The following is a 17,599-nucleotide window of genomic DNA, read 5'->3' as shown; positions in this document are numbered from 1 at the left end:
TCTTAGATGGGTAGGGTTCTTCTTAAAAGGCGCTTGAAGCTGAGTGTAGAACAAAATTTAGGGTTCAGAACAACAGTCTAGTTAAGAACTGTGGGGCAGGCAGAATAATTAAAATTAACAAGCCCAAAGCCAAAAATCCTAGCAGATCTCGCTTATTGTCCAACTCACTGACATCATTTAAGGCAGGTTCATCAACGACGGGCATGAGAAATAGCAGAATTGCCCAGAGCAACAGTTCAGTTTGCACCAGCGCCAATGCCAATACTAAAAACCGCGCAACTTGACCAATTCTGGCTCCGTTTTTTTGCCCAAACATGGCATGAACAATATGTCCGCCATCAAGCTGTCCCACTGGCATAAGGTTAAGGGCAGTGATAATGATGCCTAGGCAACCCGCGATCGCCACTGGATGCAGCTTAATGGCTTGCTCCAAGGCTAGTTGGTTGCCCAAAGCTAGTTTGCTCACTACGGTTAAAAACAGAGAGCCACTAGGCTGAAAAGAATTGGGATTGAGCAAGCTGGATGTTTCTTCTAGGGCGATCGGTGTAGAGTGCATCAAGCCCCAAATTAAAATCGGTACTGCGACCACAAATCCAGCTAAGGGGCCTGCAATTCCCACATCAAACAGTGCTTTGCGATTAGGAATGGGCGATCGAATTTGAATGAATGCGCCAAACGTACCAAAAGGAAAAATACCCGCAGGCGGTACAGGAATGAGATAAGGCAAGGTTGCCCGCATCCGATAGACCTGGGTTGCTAGAAAATGTCCCATCTCGTGAGTGCCTAAAATAGCCAGCAATGACACGGCATAGGGCAGTCCGGTCAAAAGCTGTGTCAGATCCTTGGGCATCGCGATACTGGGTCGGTTCAGAATCATGAAGCCTGCGAGGGTTGTAGTCAGCAAAGTAGCTATTGCTAACCCCAACGCTAAGACGGGTCTTAATCGAAACTTTGTTTCTTTCGCGGTTTTGGCATGGGGGTTGGGAACTAGGGCAAAAAAAGGTTTGTCATGCCGATCTTCTTGGAAAACGAGGAGGAAGCGATCGCCAAAATACCGCGATATGTTCTCACTCACTGTTTTGTAAGCTGCATCTGCCTGAGTGCGGAGTTGCCCTCGGCAAATTAAGGACTGAGGGCGATACTCAATATCCTGCAAATAGTAAACCGACCAGGGAAAGCAGTTTTTCAGATCGGCTTCTTCTTCTGGTGTAATCGGTCGAACAGTGGACTGAGCGGTAGCTGCAGCGGGGGCAGCGATCGCCAGATCCTTCTGAGGCTTTGCCCCTGCCCGTGCCGGACGACGGCCAGCCTGTACCAACGTCCAATATAGGACTGGGCAAGCCACAAACGGAATCAGCAGCAGCAAAGAAGGAACCTGCTCGTCTCCCTTCAGCAACACCCATGCTGTCCAGATAAATGCTGGAGTCATCATTACCAACCACAATATCCAAATGGGCGTGCGGGTCACGTCTGCGACACTCCGGCGCACCACAACATAAGTCAAAATTCCAAGAAGGATTAGCCAAAAAAACATGCTGTAGCTCGTCAATACATCAATATGTCTAGCTGGAATATGTCTAGCTGGAATATGTCTAGCTGGTTAGCCGATCGCCAGAGCTCCAGCATAACGTGTTCAAACAATCCTCATCCGTCCTGCACTAGACTTGTTACGCTAAGTAACTGGCGAATTTATCTATTCCCGTACTTAATTATGGTTTCTTCTCTCCCTAAACTACCGCGCCCAGTATTCAGAACGGTGTACGCGTTTCCCCCCAATCGAGACACATTAGGCGGAACCGCCTACTTACTTTTAGAAGAGACTGGGAACCTCTTAATCGACTGTCCGGTTTGGGACGAGGTCAATGCTGAATTTTTGCAGGAACAGGGCGTTCGCTGGTTGTTTATGACCCATCGGGGCGGCATGGGCAAAGTAAAAGAAATCCAGCAGGCTCTTGGCTGTGAAATAGTAATTCAAGAACAAGAGGCTTATTTGCTCCCTGGGCTAAAGGTCACCGCGTTTGAGCAAGAGTTCCGCTTTAGCCCTCATTGTCAAGCCATTTGGACTTCGGGACATTCACCCGGCTCAGCGTGTTTGTATTGCGACCATGAAGGCGGCATCTTGTTTACAGGGCGGCATTTGTTGCCCAATCAGCGAGGTGAACCTGTGCCCCTACGAATTTCTAAAACATTTCATTGGAAACGGCAGATTGAGAGCGTTAAGGCATTGAGCGATCGCTTCTCCTCAGCCACGCTCAGCCACATTTGTCCTGGTGCCAATACTGGGTTCTTGCGCGGACAACGCAGCATCGATCGAGCCTATGAACGTCTGGCAGCATTGAATTGGCAGGCTCAGTTGCAAATAAAGCCCATGCTATAGCCAATAGCTCAGTCATTCTGAAAAATTCTGTTAACTGTCCTAGGTTTCTGAACTGGCACTTGCACAGTAAAAGTGGTCTGTTCAAACTGACTCATGACGCAAATATCACCGCCCAACTGCTCAACCATTTTTTTGGCAAGAGCTAAACCTAATCCAGTGCCGCCCTGTTGCCAGCGATCGCTGCTGCTGACCCGATAAAATTTATCAAACACCTTACCTAACTCTGCGGCAGGAATTTCGACCCCTGAGTTGCGCACCACAAATTGTATCCCCTCCTTTCCCCCCTCAATTTCGACCCTAATTTTGCCTTCGGGTGGGGTGTATTTGCAAGCATTGTTGATCAGCTCGACCAGTACGCGCTCAAGGCTAGAGCGATCGCAAAGAAAGGGCGGCATCGGCACCGGGAGCTTAAGGTCGAGGGTCAGTTGACGGCTTTGCGCTCGTTGCCGAAACGGTTCTAAAAGCTGCGGGAGCCAATGAGCTAGATCAATTTCTTCTAAAACAAGCTGTTTTGCACCTGCTTCTAGCTGTTGAAGCGTGAGTAAATCTTCAATTAAGTTGGTTTCCCGGAGACATTCTCCTTCTAATACCTGGAGATATCGTTGTCGCTGCTCCTCTGTGGTGGCAACTTTTAGCATCCGAATCGCCATTTTCATGTTGGTTAAAGGCGCGCGCATATCGTGCGAAATGGTGTCTAGAAAGTCATCCTTAAGCTGGTTAATAATCTGGAGTTCTTGCATCTGTTTGATGAGACTATCTTCGACCTGCTTTCTGGTGGTGATGTTTTCTAGCAGCAGCAGTAACCCCTGGGGAGTACCGTCTCCCCAGCGATCGAGACTAGAGCTTAAATCATCATTGCCCCAGTCAAAACCACTGAGAGGCTCAGGGGTAGGAACAGGTGGAGCAAGCAACGGCTCTAAGCGAATTTCAAACCAGCAATCGTCTCGTTGCAGTTCGTGAGACACAAAGGGAATTTGCTGAAAGAGTCTCTCTAGCCCAATTTGCCATTGTTCGAGGGTAAACCATTCAGGAATCAGGCGATATTGCAGGCGATCGCCCACTTGCACCCCTAAACATTCAGCGGCGATCGGGTTGCAGAACCAGATCCAACCGTCTAGGTCAGCCGCCAGCAACCCAATGGATAGGCTTCTAGAAATGGCAGCTTGGGTCGATTGCGATCGCCCAAACTGCTCAGCCAACGACGAAAGTTGTGTAATTCGCAGTGCCACTGTTGATTGCAATAGCCCCTCAGGTTGAGTCGGCACCGTCGTATACAAGCTCTTTTGCACTACCAAATCTTGGCGATAGGTTTTCCAAAGCCGCTCCACCTCCTGCTGAAACAGTTCTTCTTCTCGGAGATGTTGCTTCACCCGCAGGGCTAGAGTTGTCGTCACTCCTAAGAGTAGCGGAGAAGCTAACGGCATCCAGTAATTGCGCTCTAGCAGCAGTAAACAAACGCTGCCCCAGCCCAAGCACAGAACCAGCAACCCAAACATTTGCTGCCGAACGTTCCAACCCCACATCATCGTACTTAACACCGTTCCACTCAGCAATAAACTGACAATTACCCAGTTTTCTGAAGGGACGCGCAGAAAATTTTGCTGAAGAAGATTGTTAATAGCGGTAGCGTGCAGATAAACATTGGTGGTAGACGGATTGCGGTTAAAGGGGGTTTGCAAAGCATCAAAGCCAGATGCCGTGACACCAATAACAACAATCTTGTTCTCAAACACATGGGGCGCAATACGAGCTTGCAGAATATCGGCGTAGGAGTAAGTGGGAATATTAGCAACGGAACCTGCCCAATTCAGCCATACAAGCTGGCTCAGGTCGGGGAGTTGTACAGGTTCGCGTACTAGGCTATATACCTGGGCAGCAGCAACCCCCAACATCGGGACATTCTCCAACTGTGGCTCAAGGGTTCTCACGAGCCCGTCCCCATCTTGACGCTGATGAATATGCCCTTCTATTAAGGCAGCTTGTCGCAAGGTAGGCGTGGCTTGTAAAGGTGCACCATTAAAATCCCAGGCTCGGGGCAAAACGACTCGCCCTTGCTCTATCATTGCTTCGGCAAGGGCTTTATCTTCGGAGCTAGGCTCGGTCAATAGAATATCTAGAACTACCGTACTGGCTGCACCGTGGGTTAATAGTTTGAGCAACTCAGTATATTTTTGCCTAGACCAAGGAAATCGTCCTAAGGCTTTAAGGCTGGCATTATCAATGGCAACGACTACTACGCGCTCATCCCAGGAAATTGCTCCGCGCAGTTGAAACAGTTGACCGTAGGCAATATTTTCTAAAGGCTGCAATACGCCAAGCTTTAGCAAACCTACGATCGCCAACGCTGCAACAATTCCAGGCAGCATACTGCCAATGCCGTCCTGCCATCGGCTTAAAGAATTTTGTCTTCTAGCATCGCCTCTGTTGAAGAATCGCCAATTGTGCATATTCCTTCACCCAGCTTATAGCCTAACTATTTTGACATTGCAGTTTCTCTAGATTCCCGTAGACTTTTACCCACTATAAGGGATTTAGAGAGTCGTGCAGATGTTGAGGTGAACATTATGCATAAACCCTGATTGCTTGGTGAGAAACGGGTTACGGAGAATAAATAGTACGGGCATCTAGACCTAAAGAATACAAGTGTTGCGTCAATTGTTGAGCCGCTGAGCGTCGAGCAAAGGCACCTGCCTGAATGTACTTTCCTAACCCAGACTCAGCTTGAAATGAGTCTGCGACACATTGCTGAACTTCTGAAAGTACATCCGCGTTACTGTCTGCATCACCGTTTAAAGGAACGATCACCACATAGGGCGCATTGGGTAATTTCCCCAAAATAATCACGTCCTCTTGCTGCTCAAAATTATAGCGGGCGCACACAGGTGGGGGCAGGTCAGCAATTTGGGCAAGCGAGGGATGGGTAAAGCTGGCAAGTGACAAAAATAAGCCTGCTAAGAAGCAAAGCCCCAATCTCTTCAACTTTCTATGGGACAACAATTTCATAAGCCTGTTTTTTTCCTAAAGGCGTAGTGACGGTTGCCCTAATCCGACGATCGCGCGGGAGCGATCGTTGAAGGATAAAAGTCCCGTCAGGTTCAACATTTTGCACCTCGTTTTCAATTACTAAAAGATTAACCTGATCCACTTGTCCTACGATCTCTACTGTGCGATCGCTGGTCTGGATAAGCGATCGCACAGTAAGCTGAGTATTCTCTTGCAATGGAGTCGGCTGGGTTGGGGGGTCGCCTGGAACAATCAAGCTTTGCAGTCCTGCCTCGATCGCAACCGCTTGCCCCTGAGCTTCAGCAACAACTCGCCCTTCTAATGTCGCAACGCCTGTGGTTCCATTGGGCTGAACGCTTACTCCAAAAATTGTGCCTCTAACGCCGCTAATTCCTGCCGGGGTCTCAATTTCAAGCTCTGAATCAGAGTTGGTAAACGGGCGCAACTGCAACCGAGCTTGCCCCTCTGTAATGTTTAACAGGGTCACTATGCCGCCGCTAGGAAGCATTTCTAATCTTTTCACTTGAAGAGTCGTGCTTTCAGACATGCGAACTGTACCAATTCCCGTATCAACCGTCAGAACAGCGCTAGAGTCTTTCCCGGTTGTTAGGGTATCTCCAACGACTCCTAAACGAACTCCAACTTTGGCAACTTGTGAAGTTTGGTTGCGGTAAAAAGTAACTGTTCCTGAAACAGATTGAACTTCTAACCAGCGATCGACTCTGACGGGTAAAGTCGATTGGGCAAAAGCTATTGAATGAAGTCCGACCAGAAGCAATAAAAGACTAATAATTAGGAGTATGGATTTAAGTCGCACAGCTTTGATTGAGAACAGAAATCCATCAGTTTTATAGATGAAAAGTCTTGGCTTATTAAAATAGTTTGCTAAGAAAATAGGCATTGCTAAATAGAAATATAAACCTGCTCGAAGTGAGGATGAGCCGTTCAAAGCTCCTTTCGTTAAAAAGAAGAGAGGTTAATTTGGCGTTGCTGAGAAAAGTACGAACCTGTTCAAAGTCTCTTTCCTGAGGAGAGGCACTGAGGGAGCAGTCTCTCTAGCTACGTTGCCGAATTAACCTTTAACCTCCTTTCCTGAGAGGGCAAGAACTAGAGTTTTATACTGAAATTTAGCACGCACGATCGTTTAATTAAAAGAATAAGTTTACTGCCGTTGCCGCAGTATAAATTCAGCGATCGCCAAGTCCACAGGAGTCGTCACTTTCAAGTTTGTATCTTCACCTTGCACGATGGTGACAGGCAAACCGCATTGCTCAAATAACATAGCATCATCGGTCACTTCCCATTGCTTCTGAATGCCCTCTTCATGGCACTTTAAAAGATCTTTCACAACAAAGCCTTGCGGGGTTTGGGCTGCCCAAAGCTGACGGCGATCGGGCGTACTGGTAATCAAACCATTTGCGCCCACTACTTTAATGGTGTCTTTAACAGGAACAGCGGCAATGAGTCCAGTGCAGTGCAACAGAGCAGCAGCACAGCGATCGAATAGTTCGGGTGTGGCTAAACATCTGGCTCCATCGTGAATTAGCACCCGTTCTGAGTCGCTCGGCAATCCTAGTAAGCCGCGATACACTGACTCTTGGCGCGTTGCTCCTCCCTGGATTAATTGGACTGGCTTGCTGAGATTGAGAAAGGCGATCGCTTCTTTAAAGTCTGTCCAATCTTCGGGTTGTCCAATAATGCCAATCCAGGTAATAGCAGGCGATCGCTCAGACGCAAGAAGCGTCCAAGCTAGCAAAGATTGCCCTAATAATGGCAGCAGTAATTTATTGCGATCGCTGCCCATGCGTCGCCCCGACCCAGCGGCTGGAATGAGTAAATGCATAGTGCCAAATCTCAGGAATTGCCGTTACTCACTATAAACCGTTGAGGTGCTCCCGAACCCATTGGCGGAAAGCTCTTAGAGTCGCGCTTCTGCCAGCACTCAAACTTTGCTCAACAAATTGGACAATTACAGGTACAGGAAAATTTGGAAACGTGGGGCTAACTTGAGACTCCACATATTTACCATCGGCTAATACATCGATCCGCAAATTCCCCTCTTCATAGCGCCATAGTTCAGGTACGCCCAAGGTTTGATAAGCATCTAATTGAGTTCGAGAGGTAACATCTACTTCGATTGCCAAATCTGGCGGCGGGTCAAGGCTGAGATCAACCCGATCTTTGCCAATCATTTGAGCATAATTTTGGATGTAGAAACAATCATCAGGCTCTATCCCTTGCGCTATGTCTTTACGCTTAAACGTACTGGATGCAAAATTTTCGCAATCTGTCTCTGTTTCTTCTAAAAGAATTTTGACCAAATCACCAATGATGGCTTTGGCTTTTTCATGCTTAGGTAATGGCATTCTAATCTCCAGCATCCCTTTGCTATAAGCCAGTCGAGAGGCACGGCGATCGCCCAGTTCTTCTAGAATTTCTTCAAACTCCTGCCAACTGACATCTTTAAAGAGAACGCGATGTCCGGGTGGCACGTCAATTTGACGGAGTTGCAGAGTAACCATGTTGACCTCGATGGCTGGGTAAAGAAAGATAGAAATGCTGTCATTTTAGAAGATCATTGCTTCTAGAGCCGTTTGCAAGTCTTGGGTTAATCCTGCTACGGCTTGGCGACGGCTGACTTGGTAAGTCTCCCAGCGATCGCTGACTGAAAGGGGTTGACCGATGGTAATTTTCACCCCTTGCACCCCAAGCTGCGGACGCGGAAACGGCACTTCGCCTTTAATGCGCGTCACCATATCCCAAAAAATCAGCAGGATCTCGGCAAAGCGATCGCCCGTCGGTTTCTCAATCACGTACTGCCCTGTCACACTGACAAAGCTTTCGACCAACCGCATGTGCCACAGCCGCAAGCTAGCTTCTTCGGCAATTCGGTCTGCCAGACCCTTCTCGACGGGCGACAGGTTCTCAACGTTCTTCAAGTCATCTCGGTAAATCCAATCCCAGCCCGCTTGCTCTAGCCGCCGACAGCGATCGGTAATGGTGCCTTTGGGGGCGATCGCAAAGTGTTGTTCTGCCACGTTCAGCGCTGCATTCATCAAAACCTGGAGGCGTTCAGCTAAGTTTCGATTTGTAGAAAATAGGATAGGTTGCGGTGGCTCACTGTGCGCAGACAATGTGAGATTTTGATGGTAAAACTTGGCGTAAAACTTTTCTACCATGGGCAGCAAATGTTCGCCCAAACGGATCAGCCGTTTGTAAAGAACCATTTGCTGTGGCTCACTCAAATTAGACCCTTCCCCATTAGCCTCTACCTTCAAATCAGCCTCGCCGCAAGGCTGTAAACCGCTGTCGGCTTCAAGTTGAGTAAGTAGATTGGCGATCGCTTCCCACGGCGTAGATAAATAGTGATACTGCAATCCAATCGGCAGAATCATCACCTGTTGCGCGCTGCTTTGCAGATACCGCGAGGGTCGCCCCGCCTTCAACAAATCTTCAATGCACCAAAACCCAAACTGGGCAATGCCCGGTTCGATCGGACTCATGATTTCGTTGTGACCATTGGTTGCGCCTTCAGGAGCCGCTGCCATCGGGAACTGCCCTGATGTAAACAATTGCCGGATCGATCGCAGCCCCACCAAATCTACCCTGCCCCGCCGAATCGGTGTGCAGCCCATTTGGGCATAGTACCAACCCACCCCTTTGCCCGCCCAAAGCGGAATGCCGCGATCGTAAATAAAGTGAGCATGAATGGGATGCTGTAGCTTTATGCCCTTTTGCTTTGCTACTTTGCCCAAATAGTTCGACAGCAGGTAATTCATACACAGCGGATCGTTGGTGCTGGGATGCCGAAACGCCATCATGAAGCGAATCTTGCCCTCCTGGAACTGGCGATATAGATCTACCAACACTTCAGGATTGCTCACCTGAACATCAGCAATTTTTGCCCGCCAACGCACCCAAGCAGGCTGCAATAGCTGCGTTGTTTTATAGACCAAGGGGTTAAACTCTGGCTCAATAAACTCTAGAGGCGGCTGGGCTTGGGTAATGGGATTGGGCAAGGATAATTCCTCCAGGACAGGGGCGCAGATGACATCAGGTTACCCTAGCCTATCTAGTAGCTGACCAAGGATTTAGATTGTCTTTACACTAGGTTAGTATTTGTGGGTCGAAGCCCGTTAGAAGCCCAGCGGAAAGCCATGACAACTCATTCGTATGACACAGACTTCTATGCTTGGACGTTAGAACAAGTGGACTTGCTCCAATCTCAGCAGTTTGCCCAATTGGATTTAGTTAATCTAGTGGAGGAAATTGAGTCGTTGGGACGAAAAGAGCGACAAGCATTGCGAAATCGTCTAGGTATTTTGCTAGGACATCTACTCAAATGGCAGTTTCAGCCTCAACAGCGGATTAATAGCTGGATCGGTACAATTCGAGAGCAGCGTATTCAAATTAAATTGTTGCTAAAAGATAGTCCTAGCCTGAAATCTTATCTAGAACAGACTTTTGCGGATGCCTATGAACTCGGCGTAGCCTTAGCGATTCGAGAAACCTTGTTGAATGAAGAAGTTTTTCCAAAAACGTCTCCCTATGAACTGGAACAAGCGTTAGATTCTAAGTTTCTGCCTGGGGCGATCGCACAGAACTAGAGAGTATTCCTCATTCGCAGGTTTCAAGCCCAATAATTTCAGGCACAATATCTTAGAGATACATATTGACAGTGACATCATCGGGAAGCGACATAAGATCTATGGGTAAGCCGCGCATTCTTTCTGGAATTCAGACCACGGGCGATCTGCACCTGGGCAATTATTTAGGCGCAATTCGTAACTGGGTCGAAATCCACCGCGATTACGACAGCTTTTTCTTTATGGCAGATCTCCATGCCATCACCGTGCCCCACGATCGCACCCAACTAGCCGCCAACACCTACGAAGTAGCAGCAATGTATCTGGCGTGCGGTATTGAGCTAGAACATGCCACAATTTTTGTGCAATCTCACGTTCCGGCACACGCCGAACTAGCCTGGTTATTTAACTGCATTACGCCGCTGAACTGGCTAGAAGATATGGTGCAGTTTAAAGAAAAAGCCATTAAGCAATCTGAGAATGTTAGTGCAGGATTGCTCACCTATCCAGTGCTACAAGCTTCAGATATTTTGCTGTACGAACCGGATAAAGTCCCTGTTGGAGAAGACCAGAAGCAGCATTTAGAACTCACCCGCGATATTGCCGCCCGCTTAAATTACCTGTTTGGCAAAGAAGATCAGCCAGTGTTGAAACTTCCAGAACCGATGATTCGGGCAGCCGGAGCAAGGGTGATGAGTCTGACTGATGGCACCCGCAAAATGTCGAAGTCTGACCCTTCAGACCTGAGCCGCATTAATCTTCTCGATCCACCCGACCTGATTCAGCACAAAATTAAGCGCTGTAAAACTGACCCGATTCGAGGCTTGGTGTTTGACGATGCCGATCGCCCAGAATGCAATAACTTGTTGAATTTGTACATGATTTTGTCGAACCAAACCAAAGACATAGTTGCTGCCGAATGTCAGGATATGGGCTGGGGAAACTTTAAGCCGCTGCTGACCGAGGCAACGATCGCCACCCTTCAACCGATCCAGGAAAAGTACCATGCCATCATGGCGGACGAGGGCTATATTCAGTCGGTGCTAAAGGACGGACGAGAAAAAGCAGGGGCGATCGCCAATCAAACCCTGGCTAAAGTGAAGGCGGCTTTGGGATATTCAGTGCCGCTGTAAAAGCTCAACTTAGCTCTGTCGGGAAAACCTGAGCCAGATTAAGCACTGCATCTTGGAACCCTGGCAGGGCGATTTTGTCGAGCGGCAGTAAAATCCGTTTGACACGATATCCAAAACCACCTTGAGTGTTTTGATAGGGGTCACTATAGGTTTCTAAAATAGTTTCTCTGAGATTAAAGATCCAGTAGTTCTGGATGCCGCTTTCAGCATAAAGTTTGAGCTTAATCTCCTGGTCATAGCTTAATGAAGAATCCGAAATCTCAATGACTAGTACCACATCTTCGGGTGCAGGATGAGAGGCTAGGTAGTCGTCCTCTCGATTTTGCACGATCGCATAATCCGGTTCCGGCAGACTATTGGGCAGAAGTTGAAGAGGTTCCTGCGTTCTAGCGGTAGCCCGATCGCCAATGAGCTTTGTAATTTCGCGGTTGAGGCGCGTTCCACAAACCGAGTGGGGCGTGCCTTTGGCAATCATTTGAATAATTTCTCCGCGAATTAATTCTACTCGGTTATTTTCGTTAAAAAAGCCCAGTTCAGTTAGCTGATGGTACTCCTCTAAAGTGAAGCGCTTGGAAAGGGCGATCGTCATGGCGACTCAGTAAAGCTATCCTTGCAACTGGATTATACCGAACTTGAATAGAGCCTTCCTAAGACCGTACATTTAAAGAACTAATACCTGTGAGATCTTAATAGCACTCCAAAGATATATTGGACAATCACAACGCCATTCCTTACTGTAGAGCTATCGACAGCAGGCAATTACAGCACCCGTAACGCTACAATTTTGCCAACTGCTGCCGAAGCAGAACACTGTTTTTGAGAAGGCGATCGCATCATGAGTAAAGGCACTTTATTTGACAAGGTTTGGGACTCGCATACAGTAGGGACACTACCTTCCGGGCAAACCCAACTTTTCATTGGTCTCCATTTAATCCACGAAGTCACCAGTCCTCAAGCCTTTGCCATGCTGCGCGAACGGGGCTTGAAGGTGTTGTTTCCCGATCGCACTGTCGCCACTGTTGACCATATTGTGCCGACTGAAAATCAATCTCGTCCTTTCGCCGACGACATGGCGGAAACCATGATGCAAGAAATTGAGCGCAATACTCAAGACAACGGCATTGTTTTTCATAAAATTGGCTCTGGCAATCAAGGCGTGGTTCATGTGATTGCTCCTGAACAAGGGCTAACTCAACCCGGCATGACGATCGCCTGTGGAGACAGCCATACTTCAACCCACGGCGCATTTGGGGCGATCGCTTTCGGGATTGGCACCAGCCAAGTTCGTGATGTTTTAGCCTCCCAAACCCTTTCTCTCTCCAAGCTCAAAGTTCGCAAAATTGAGGTTAACGGCACTTTGCCCATAGGCGTTTATGCCAAAGACGTGATTCTGCACATTATCCGGACGCTGGGCGTGACGGGCGGTGTGGGCTTTGCTTACGAGTTTGCCGGAACCACCTTCGAGCAAATGACGATGGAAGAACGAATGACCGTTTGCAACATGGCGATCGAGGGCGGCGCTCGGTGTGGCTACGTTAATCCTGATGCTGTTACGTTTGAATATCTTAAGGGCAGAGATTTTGCTCCTAAAGGAGCCGATTGGGATACAGCGATCGCTTGGTGGCAGAACATTCACAGTGATGCCGATGCTCAGTACGACGATGTGGTCACCTTTGATGCAGCAACCATTCCGCCAACGGTGACCTGGGGCATTACACCAGGTCAAGGCATTGCGGTTAATCAAACGGTGCCTCAGCCTGAAGAAATGGCAGAGGGCGATCGGGAACTTGCCGCCGAAGCTTACCGCTATATGGATTTAGCACCAGGACAGCCCATCAGCGGCACCAAAATTGACGTGTGCTTTATCGGAAGCTGCACCAACGGACGCATGAGCGATCTGCGAGAAGCCGCAAAAATTGCCAAAGGTCGCCATGTCGCCGATGGAGTCAAAGCCTTTGTCGTTCCTGGTTCTGAGCGGGTTAAGCAGGAAGCCGAAGCCGAAGGATTGGACAAAATTTTTGAGGCAGCGGGTTTTGAGTGGCGAGAAGCGGGGTGCTCGATGTGTTTGGCAATGAACCCTGACAAATTGCAGGGGCGGCAAATTAGCGCTTCTTCTTCTAATCGCAATTTTAAGGGGCGGCAGGGTTCATCTTCGGGGCGAACGCTGTTAATGAGTCCGGCAATGGTCGCAGCCGCGGCGATCGCAGGGACTGTAACCGATGTCCGAGAGATGTTATAAATCGTCAATTTCAAGGCGTTTAAGCTGATGCGCCCAGATTAAACGCCATCTGCCGAACATCTGCTAAAAGTCATTAACCTTGAGGACAGTACAATGCAACTCCAAACCTTATCCAGATGTCATGGTCATGGCAGGAGAACCTATCTTTCAGGAGAAACGTTCTGATACTGTCATTAATCCTTTACTGATTGCGGAAGTATTATCTAAATCCACTAGCGCTCACGACCCTTGCGGTATCTGCGAAGCAGCGCGCGGTGACAAGTTCGCTTACTACCGTTTCATTCCTGAGATGCGGGAATATGTGCTGATTAATCAGTACACCTGTCACGTGGAGCACTTTAGCAAAACTGAGGAAGGGAAATGGTTATTAACTGAATATGAATCTTTAGACGATCAACTCGTGTTACCCGCAATCGCCCTTCAAATTTCTCTCAAAGATCTTTACGATCGCGTTAATTTTGAATCCTTTGAATCTTTTGGATCTACTGAAGTTTAAGTTTGTCATCGAAAATCTTGTCATCAAAAAAGGAAAATTTTATGAGTCAAGTTAAATCTATTTCCGGTCGCGCCGTTCCCCTCGTTGGTAACGACATTGATACCGATCGCATTATTCCCGCCCGTTTCCTCCGCTGCGTTACCTTCGATGGCTTGGGCGCTCAAGTCTTTGCCGACGATCGCGCTCAGGCAACCGGACAGCATGCCTTCGATCAAGCTCAATATCAGGGGGCAAATCTGCTAGTGGTAAACCGAAACTTTGGCTGCGGGTCTTCACGCGAACACGCACCTCAAGCGATCGCCAAATGGGGGATTCAAGCTTTGGTCGGTGAAAGCTTCGCTGAAATTTTCTTTGGTAACTGCGTAGCAATGGGGATTCCTTGCGTTACGGCTGATCCTGCTGATGTGCAGAAATTGCAGGCGGCGATCGCGGCAAATCCCCAAACTGCGGTTACCCTCGACCTAGAAGCCATGCAGGTCAGCACCCCTGACTTTTCTATTCTTGTAGCAATGGGCGAAGGCTCTCGTAATATGTTTATCAGCGGTACTTGGGATGCTTGTGGACAGTTGGTTGCCCAGGCTGAGAAAATTCGAGCTACGGCTACTCGCTTGCCTTATGTAAGCTGGGGGAAGGCGATCGCTTAGGTTGAGGTTATATCCTTACATCTACCCTGTTTCCATCGCAAGTATGGAATAAATCAATCACTGAAAGTCAGGAAATTTCAATATGGGGCTGTGGACTGAGCAGAAGTTCAGGGCATACTGGAAGTCAGAAAAATTCACCAAGCGACTAACATTTTTTTAGAGGACTGACCTAAGCTTGTTTAGCAAACCTGGAAAAGTTCCCTAATTGCACTGACGAATACTTTACAGATAGTTAAAAATAGATAAATTCATTGACACAAAGTCTGTAAGTGCTTCGTCACATCCATAATAGAAGTCGATAGGTTCTAAATAATTGCTTTGGTGCGTCGGTTCCGTTGTCCCTTCCCTTCCTTAAAGGATTCTAGAGGCTAAGCCCATGATAGAGATGAAAGTCGCTGGAATTGCCCTGGATGCAGTCTCACGCAGTCCCATCATCCTGCTCAGAGATGCCACAGAACGCCGCCAACTCCCTATTTTTATTGGGCAAGACCAGGCGAGAGCCATTATTAGTGCCCTGGAAAATCAGGCACCCCCTCGTCCTCTCACCCATGACCTGATGGTTAACATGATGGATGAGTGGGACATGGAGCTAGAGCGCATTATTATTCACTCGTTGCAAGATAATACGTTTTACGCTATTCTTCAAATGCGCCACGGGGAAACCCATAAAGAGATTGATGCTCGTCCTAGTGATGCGATCGCCATTGCCATCCGCACTAAAAGCCCCATTTGGGTAATGGAAGAAGTGGTGGCTGATGCCTCAATGCCCGTCGATCGCGATGCAGATGAAGCTGAACGTCGGGCTTTCCGAGATTTCATTTCTAATTTGCGACCCCAAGACTTTAAACAGGGTGGTAAATCTAGCAGCCCCGGAGAGTTCCAGTAGCGGCGTTCTCCCGTGGATGTCCTGGGCACCATGAAATATCGTTTTTTTGGAAAAACCAATCTTCCCCTTTCCATCTTTTCTCTAGGAACCATGCGCTGCCTAGCATCTCAGGAGAATGCTGTAGAAACCATTCACCGCGCGATCGCCCTAGGCGTTAACCATATTGAAACAGCACGAGGTTATGGTCAGGCTGAACAATATGTAGGAACTGCCCTCCATGGGATCGATCGCGCCTCGCTCTACATCACCAGCAAAGCGCCCCCTTGTGCCGATGCTGCCACGATGGCACAGAGCATTGACCAATCTTTAGAAACGCTGGGGGTTGATTACCTCGATTGCCTTGCGATTCATGGACTAAACACCGAGGAACATCTGGCTTGGATAGAAGCTCCTGATGGCTGTATGCAGGCTGTACGGCAAGCTGTGGCAGATCAACGAATCAGGCATGTTGGCTTTTCGACTCATGCCTCACTAGAGGTGATTTTACGGGCGATCGCCACTAACCAATTTGAGTTTGTTAACCTTCACTACAATTACTTTTTTCAGAGAAATGAAGCTGCGATCGCCCTGGCATCCCAGAATCAGATGGGCATTTTCATCATTTCTCCTGCCGACAAAGGCGGAATGCTGCACAGCCCTTCCTCAGTTCTGGTCGATCTGTGCCATCCTTACTCGCCCTTAACCCTCAACTATCGGTTTCTCTTGAGCGATCGCCGCATCACAACCTTGAGCTTGGGGGCAGCCGACCCGACCGAACTAGACTTGCTTCTCCCCATTGCCGACGCAGATCAGCCCCTCAACACGTCAGAAAAAGAGATCTTGGAACGACTGCAAACCCATCAAAAAATAGCTCTGGAAACTGATCAATGCAGCCAGTGTTATGCCTGCTTGCCTTGCCCTGAAGCCATCCATATTCCTGAAGTGTTGCGTCTACGAAATCTGGCAGTAGCTTATGAAATGACTGCCTTTGGGCAATACCGCTATGGCATGTTTGAAAATGCAGGGCATTGGTTTGCAGGACGCAAAGGCGATCGCTGTACCGACTGCGGCGATTGTTTGCCTCGGTGCCCCGAGAATTTAGATATTCCTAAGTTATTACGAGATACTAGCGATCGCCTCAAAGGATCACCGAGGCGACGGCTTTGGAATTAACACGGCTTTGGAATTAACAAAGAGATAGCGGAGTTAATGAACGGGCAGCTTAATCGTAAATTCCGAACCTTGCCCCACCACAGAAGAAACTTCGAGAGAGCCATGGTGCTGTTCAACAATAATTTGACGAGCGATCGCCAATCCCAGCCCAGTTCCCTTGCCTACTTGCTTTGTGGTAAAAAAGGGATCAAAAAGCTTCGATTTCACCGTTTCATTCATGCCTAAAGCATTATCTGCCATTGCAATTTTGACCCACTTTTCTTGTTCAAGTTCAGTCCGAATGCAAATTGTGGGATCTGGGTAAGGATCAAAAGCAACCCGCTCTTCTAAAGAATCGATCGCATTCACAATAATATTTAGAAAGACTTGATTGAGCGCCCCTGGATAACAAGCGATCGAGGGCAATGGACTGTACTCTCGAATTAACTGAATTCCATTCGGATAAAACGCTTTCAGCCGACTATTCAAAATCACTAACGTACTTTCCAGCCCCGCATGGATATCAGCAACTTTAAATCCTGATTCATCCAACCGCGAAAACGTGCGGAGCGATTTAACAATCTCCCGAATCCGCTCGGCTCCTACGGTCATCGACTGAAACATTCGCGCCGCATCATATCCTATAAACTCTAAATCGATCGCTTCTAATTCGTGCCGCAAGATTGCAGTAGGTTCAGGATATTGTTGTTGATAAAGACGGATTAGCTTCAGCAAATCTTGAATATGGGCTTTGGCATAAGGCATATTCCCATAAATAAAACTTACCGGGTTATTAATTTCATGAGCAATGCCCGCAACTAAAACCCCTAACGCCGACATTTTCTCAGATTCAACCAATTTAACCTGTAAAGCCTTGAGGTTTATCAGAGTCGCCTCAAGGTCGTCTCCCCTATCTTCCAAGACTATTTTCGACTCTTCAAGTTCTCGAATAACATTTTTAAGGACAACTTCCCGGACTTCATTGGCTTTCTCAAGCTCTTGGCGATCGGTTTCAGAACGGGTCAGCTTTCGTTCTAAAGTCCGAACCTTCCTTTCTAGCTCCTTAATTCGGGTGGTGTCATCGGTTGGTTCCATAAATTTCTT

General features: G+C 48.1%; 17 protein-coding genes. 8 read left to right on the top strand and 9 right to left on the bottom strand.

All coding sequences use genetic code 11. The features are described 5' to 3' along the window. Window positions 1–64: 64 nt before the first annotated feature. Window positions 65–1,534 (bottom strand): site-2 protease family protein, encoded by a 1,470-nt coding sequence (locus KME11_09895; GenBank protein MBW4515525.1) that lies wholly within the window; start codon window positions 1,532–1,534, stop codon window positions 65–67. A 177-nt stretch (window positions 1,535–1,711) separates the two neighbouring features. Between KME11_09895 and KME11_09890 the strand changes: the two genes are divergently transcribed. Continuing rightward, window positions 1,712–2,377, top strand: coding sequence for an MBL fold metallo-hydrolase (locus KME11_09890; GenBank protein MBW4515524.1), 666 nt, complete (start codon window positions 1,712–1,714; stop codon window positions 2,375–2,377). Between the two features lie 8 nt (window positions 2,378–2,385). Here KME11_09890 and KME11_09885 read toward each other — a convergent pair whose 3' ends face one another. From KME11_09885 to KME11_09860, 6 genes are all read right to left on the bottom strand, one after another. Continuing rightward, the gene (locus KME11_09885; GenBank protein ID MBW4515523.1) at window positions 2,386–4,824 is read right to left on the bottom strand and encodes a CHASE2 domain-containing protein; all 2,439 of its coding nucleotides are present in this window, start codon (window positions 4,822–4,824) and stop codon (window positions 2,386–2,388) included. A 151-nt stretch (window positions 4,825–4,975) separates the two neighbouring features. Next, window positions 4,976–5,317: a hypothetical protein gene (locus KME11_09880; protein ID MBW4515522.1), complete on the bottom strand. Its 342-nt coding sequence runs from the start codon at window positions 5,315–5,317 to the stop codon at window positions 4,976–4,978. Between the two features lie 43 nt (window positions 5,318–5,360). After that, the gene (locus tag KME11_09875; protein MBW4515521.1) at window positions 5,361–6,197 is read right to left on the bottom strand and encodes a FecR family protein; all 837 of its coding nucleotides are present in this window, start codon (window positions 6,195–6,197) and stop codon (window positions 5,361–5,363) included. A 345-nt stretch (window positions 6,198–6,542) separates the two neighbouring features. Further along, window positions 6,543–7,223 carry a 2-C-methyl-D-erythritol 4-phosphate cytidylyltransferase gene (ispD, locus tag KME11_09870; protein ID MBW4515520.1) on the bottom strand — a complete coding sequence of 227 codons (681 nt, stop codon included), beginning with the start codon at window positions 7,221–7,223 and terminating at the stop codon, window positions 6,543–6,545. 31 nt (window positions 7,224–7,254) lie between these two features. Continuing rightward, the gene (locus tag KME11_09865) at window positions 7,255–7,902 is read right to left on the bottom strand and encodes a Uma2 family endonuclease (protein MBW4515519.1); all 648 of its coding nucleotides are present in this window, start codon (window positions 7,900–7,902) and stop codon (window positions 7,255–7,257) included. A 45-nt stretch (window positions 7,903–7,947) separates the two neighbouring features. After that, window positions 7,948–9,399, bottom strand: a complete 1,452-nt coding sequence (locus KME11_09860; protein MBW4515518.1) for a 1-acyl-sn-glycerol-3-phosphate acyltransferase — start codon at window positions 9,397–9,399, stop codon at window positions 7,948–7,950. Window positions 9,400–9,537: 138 nt separating this feature from the next. Here KME11_09860 and KME11_09855 point away from each other — a divergent pair, with 138 nt between their 5' ends. Further along, complete coding sequence (locus tag KME11_09855; protein ID MBW4515517.1) at window positions 9,538–9,987, top strand: DUF29 domain-containing protein; 450 nt, start codon at window positions 9,538–9,540, stop codon at window positions 9,985–9,987. Window positions 9,988–10,088: 101 nt separating this feature from the next. After that, window positions 10,089–11,099 carry a tryptophan--tRNA ligase gene (gene trpS / locus KME11_09850; protein MBW4515516.1) on the top strand — a complete coding sequence of 337 codons (1,011 nt, stop codon included), beginning with the start codon at window positions 10,089–10,091 and terminating at the stop codon, window positions 11,097–11,099. A 4-nt stretch (window positions 11,100–11,103) separates the two neighbouring features. On the opposite strand, the gene KME11_09845 is transcribed toward trpS, so the two are convergent. Next, window positions 11,104–11,688, bottom strand: a complete 585-nt coding sequence (locus tag KME11_09845; protein MBW4515515.1) for a Uma2 family endonuclease — start codon at window positions 11,686–11,688, stop codon at window positions 11,104–11,106. Window positions 11,689–11,934: 246 nt separating this feature from the next. On the opposite strand from KME11_09845, the gene leuC reads away from it, so the two are divergent. From leuC to KME11_09820, 5 genes are all read left to right on the top strand, one after another. Further along, window positions 11,935–13,338, top strand: coding sequence for a 3-isopropylmalate dehydratase large subunit (gene leuC, locus KME11_09840; protein MBW4515514.1), 1,404 nt, complete (start codon window positions 11,935–11,937; stop codon window positions 13,336–13,338). A gap of 121 nt (window positions 13,339–13,459) precedes the next feature. Next, complete coding sequence (locus tag KME11_09835; GenBank protein ID MBW4515513.1) at window positions 13,460–13,834, top strand: Uma2 family endonuclease; 375 nt, start codon at window positions 13,460–13,462, stop codon at window positions 13,832–13,834. Between the two features lie 41 nt (window positions 13,835–13,875). Further along, window positions 13,876–14,478, top strand: a complete 603-nt coding sequence (leuD, locus tag KME11_09830) for a 3-isopropylmalate dehydratase small subunit (protein ID MBW4515512.1) — start codon at window positions 13,876–13,878, stop codon at window positions 14,476–14,478. Window positions 14,479–14,854: 376 nt separating this feature from the next. Further along, the gene (locus KME11_09825; protein MBW4515511.1) at window positions 14,855–15,364 is read left to right on the top strand and encodes a bifunctional nuclease family protein; all 510 of its coding nucleotides are present in this window, start codon (window positions 14,855–14,857) and stop codon (window positions 15,362–15,364) included. 30 nt (window positions 15,365–15,394) lie between these two features. Beyond that, entirely contained in the window at window positions 15,395–16,516 is a 1,122-nt protein-coding gene (locus tag KME11_09820) for an aldo/keto reductase (protein ID MBW4515510.1), read from the top strand. 33 nt (window positions 16,517–16,549) lie between these two features. Here the strand turns inward: KME11_09820 and KME11_09815 are convergent, their stop codons facing one another. Further along, the gene (locus KME11_09815; GenBank protein MBW4515509.1) at window positions 16,550–17,590 is read right to left on the bottom strand and encodes a sensor histidine kinase; all 1,041 of its coding nucleotides are present in this window, start codon (window positions 17,588–17,590) and stop codon (window positions 16,550–16,552) included. Between the last annotated feature and the right edge of the window lie 9 nt (window positions 17,591–17,599).

This window comes from Timaviella obliquedivisa GSE-PSE-MK23-08B, from assembly GCA_019358855.1.
Lineage (GTDB): Bacteria > Cyanobacteriota > Cyanobacteriia > Elainellales > Elainellaceae > Timaviella > Timaviella obliquedivisa.
Note: the sequence above shows the minus strand (reverse complement) of the source record. Positions and strands in the feature narration are given on the sequence as shown.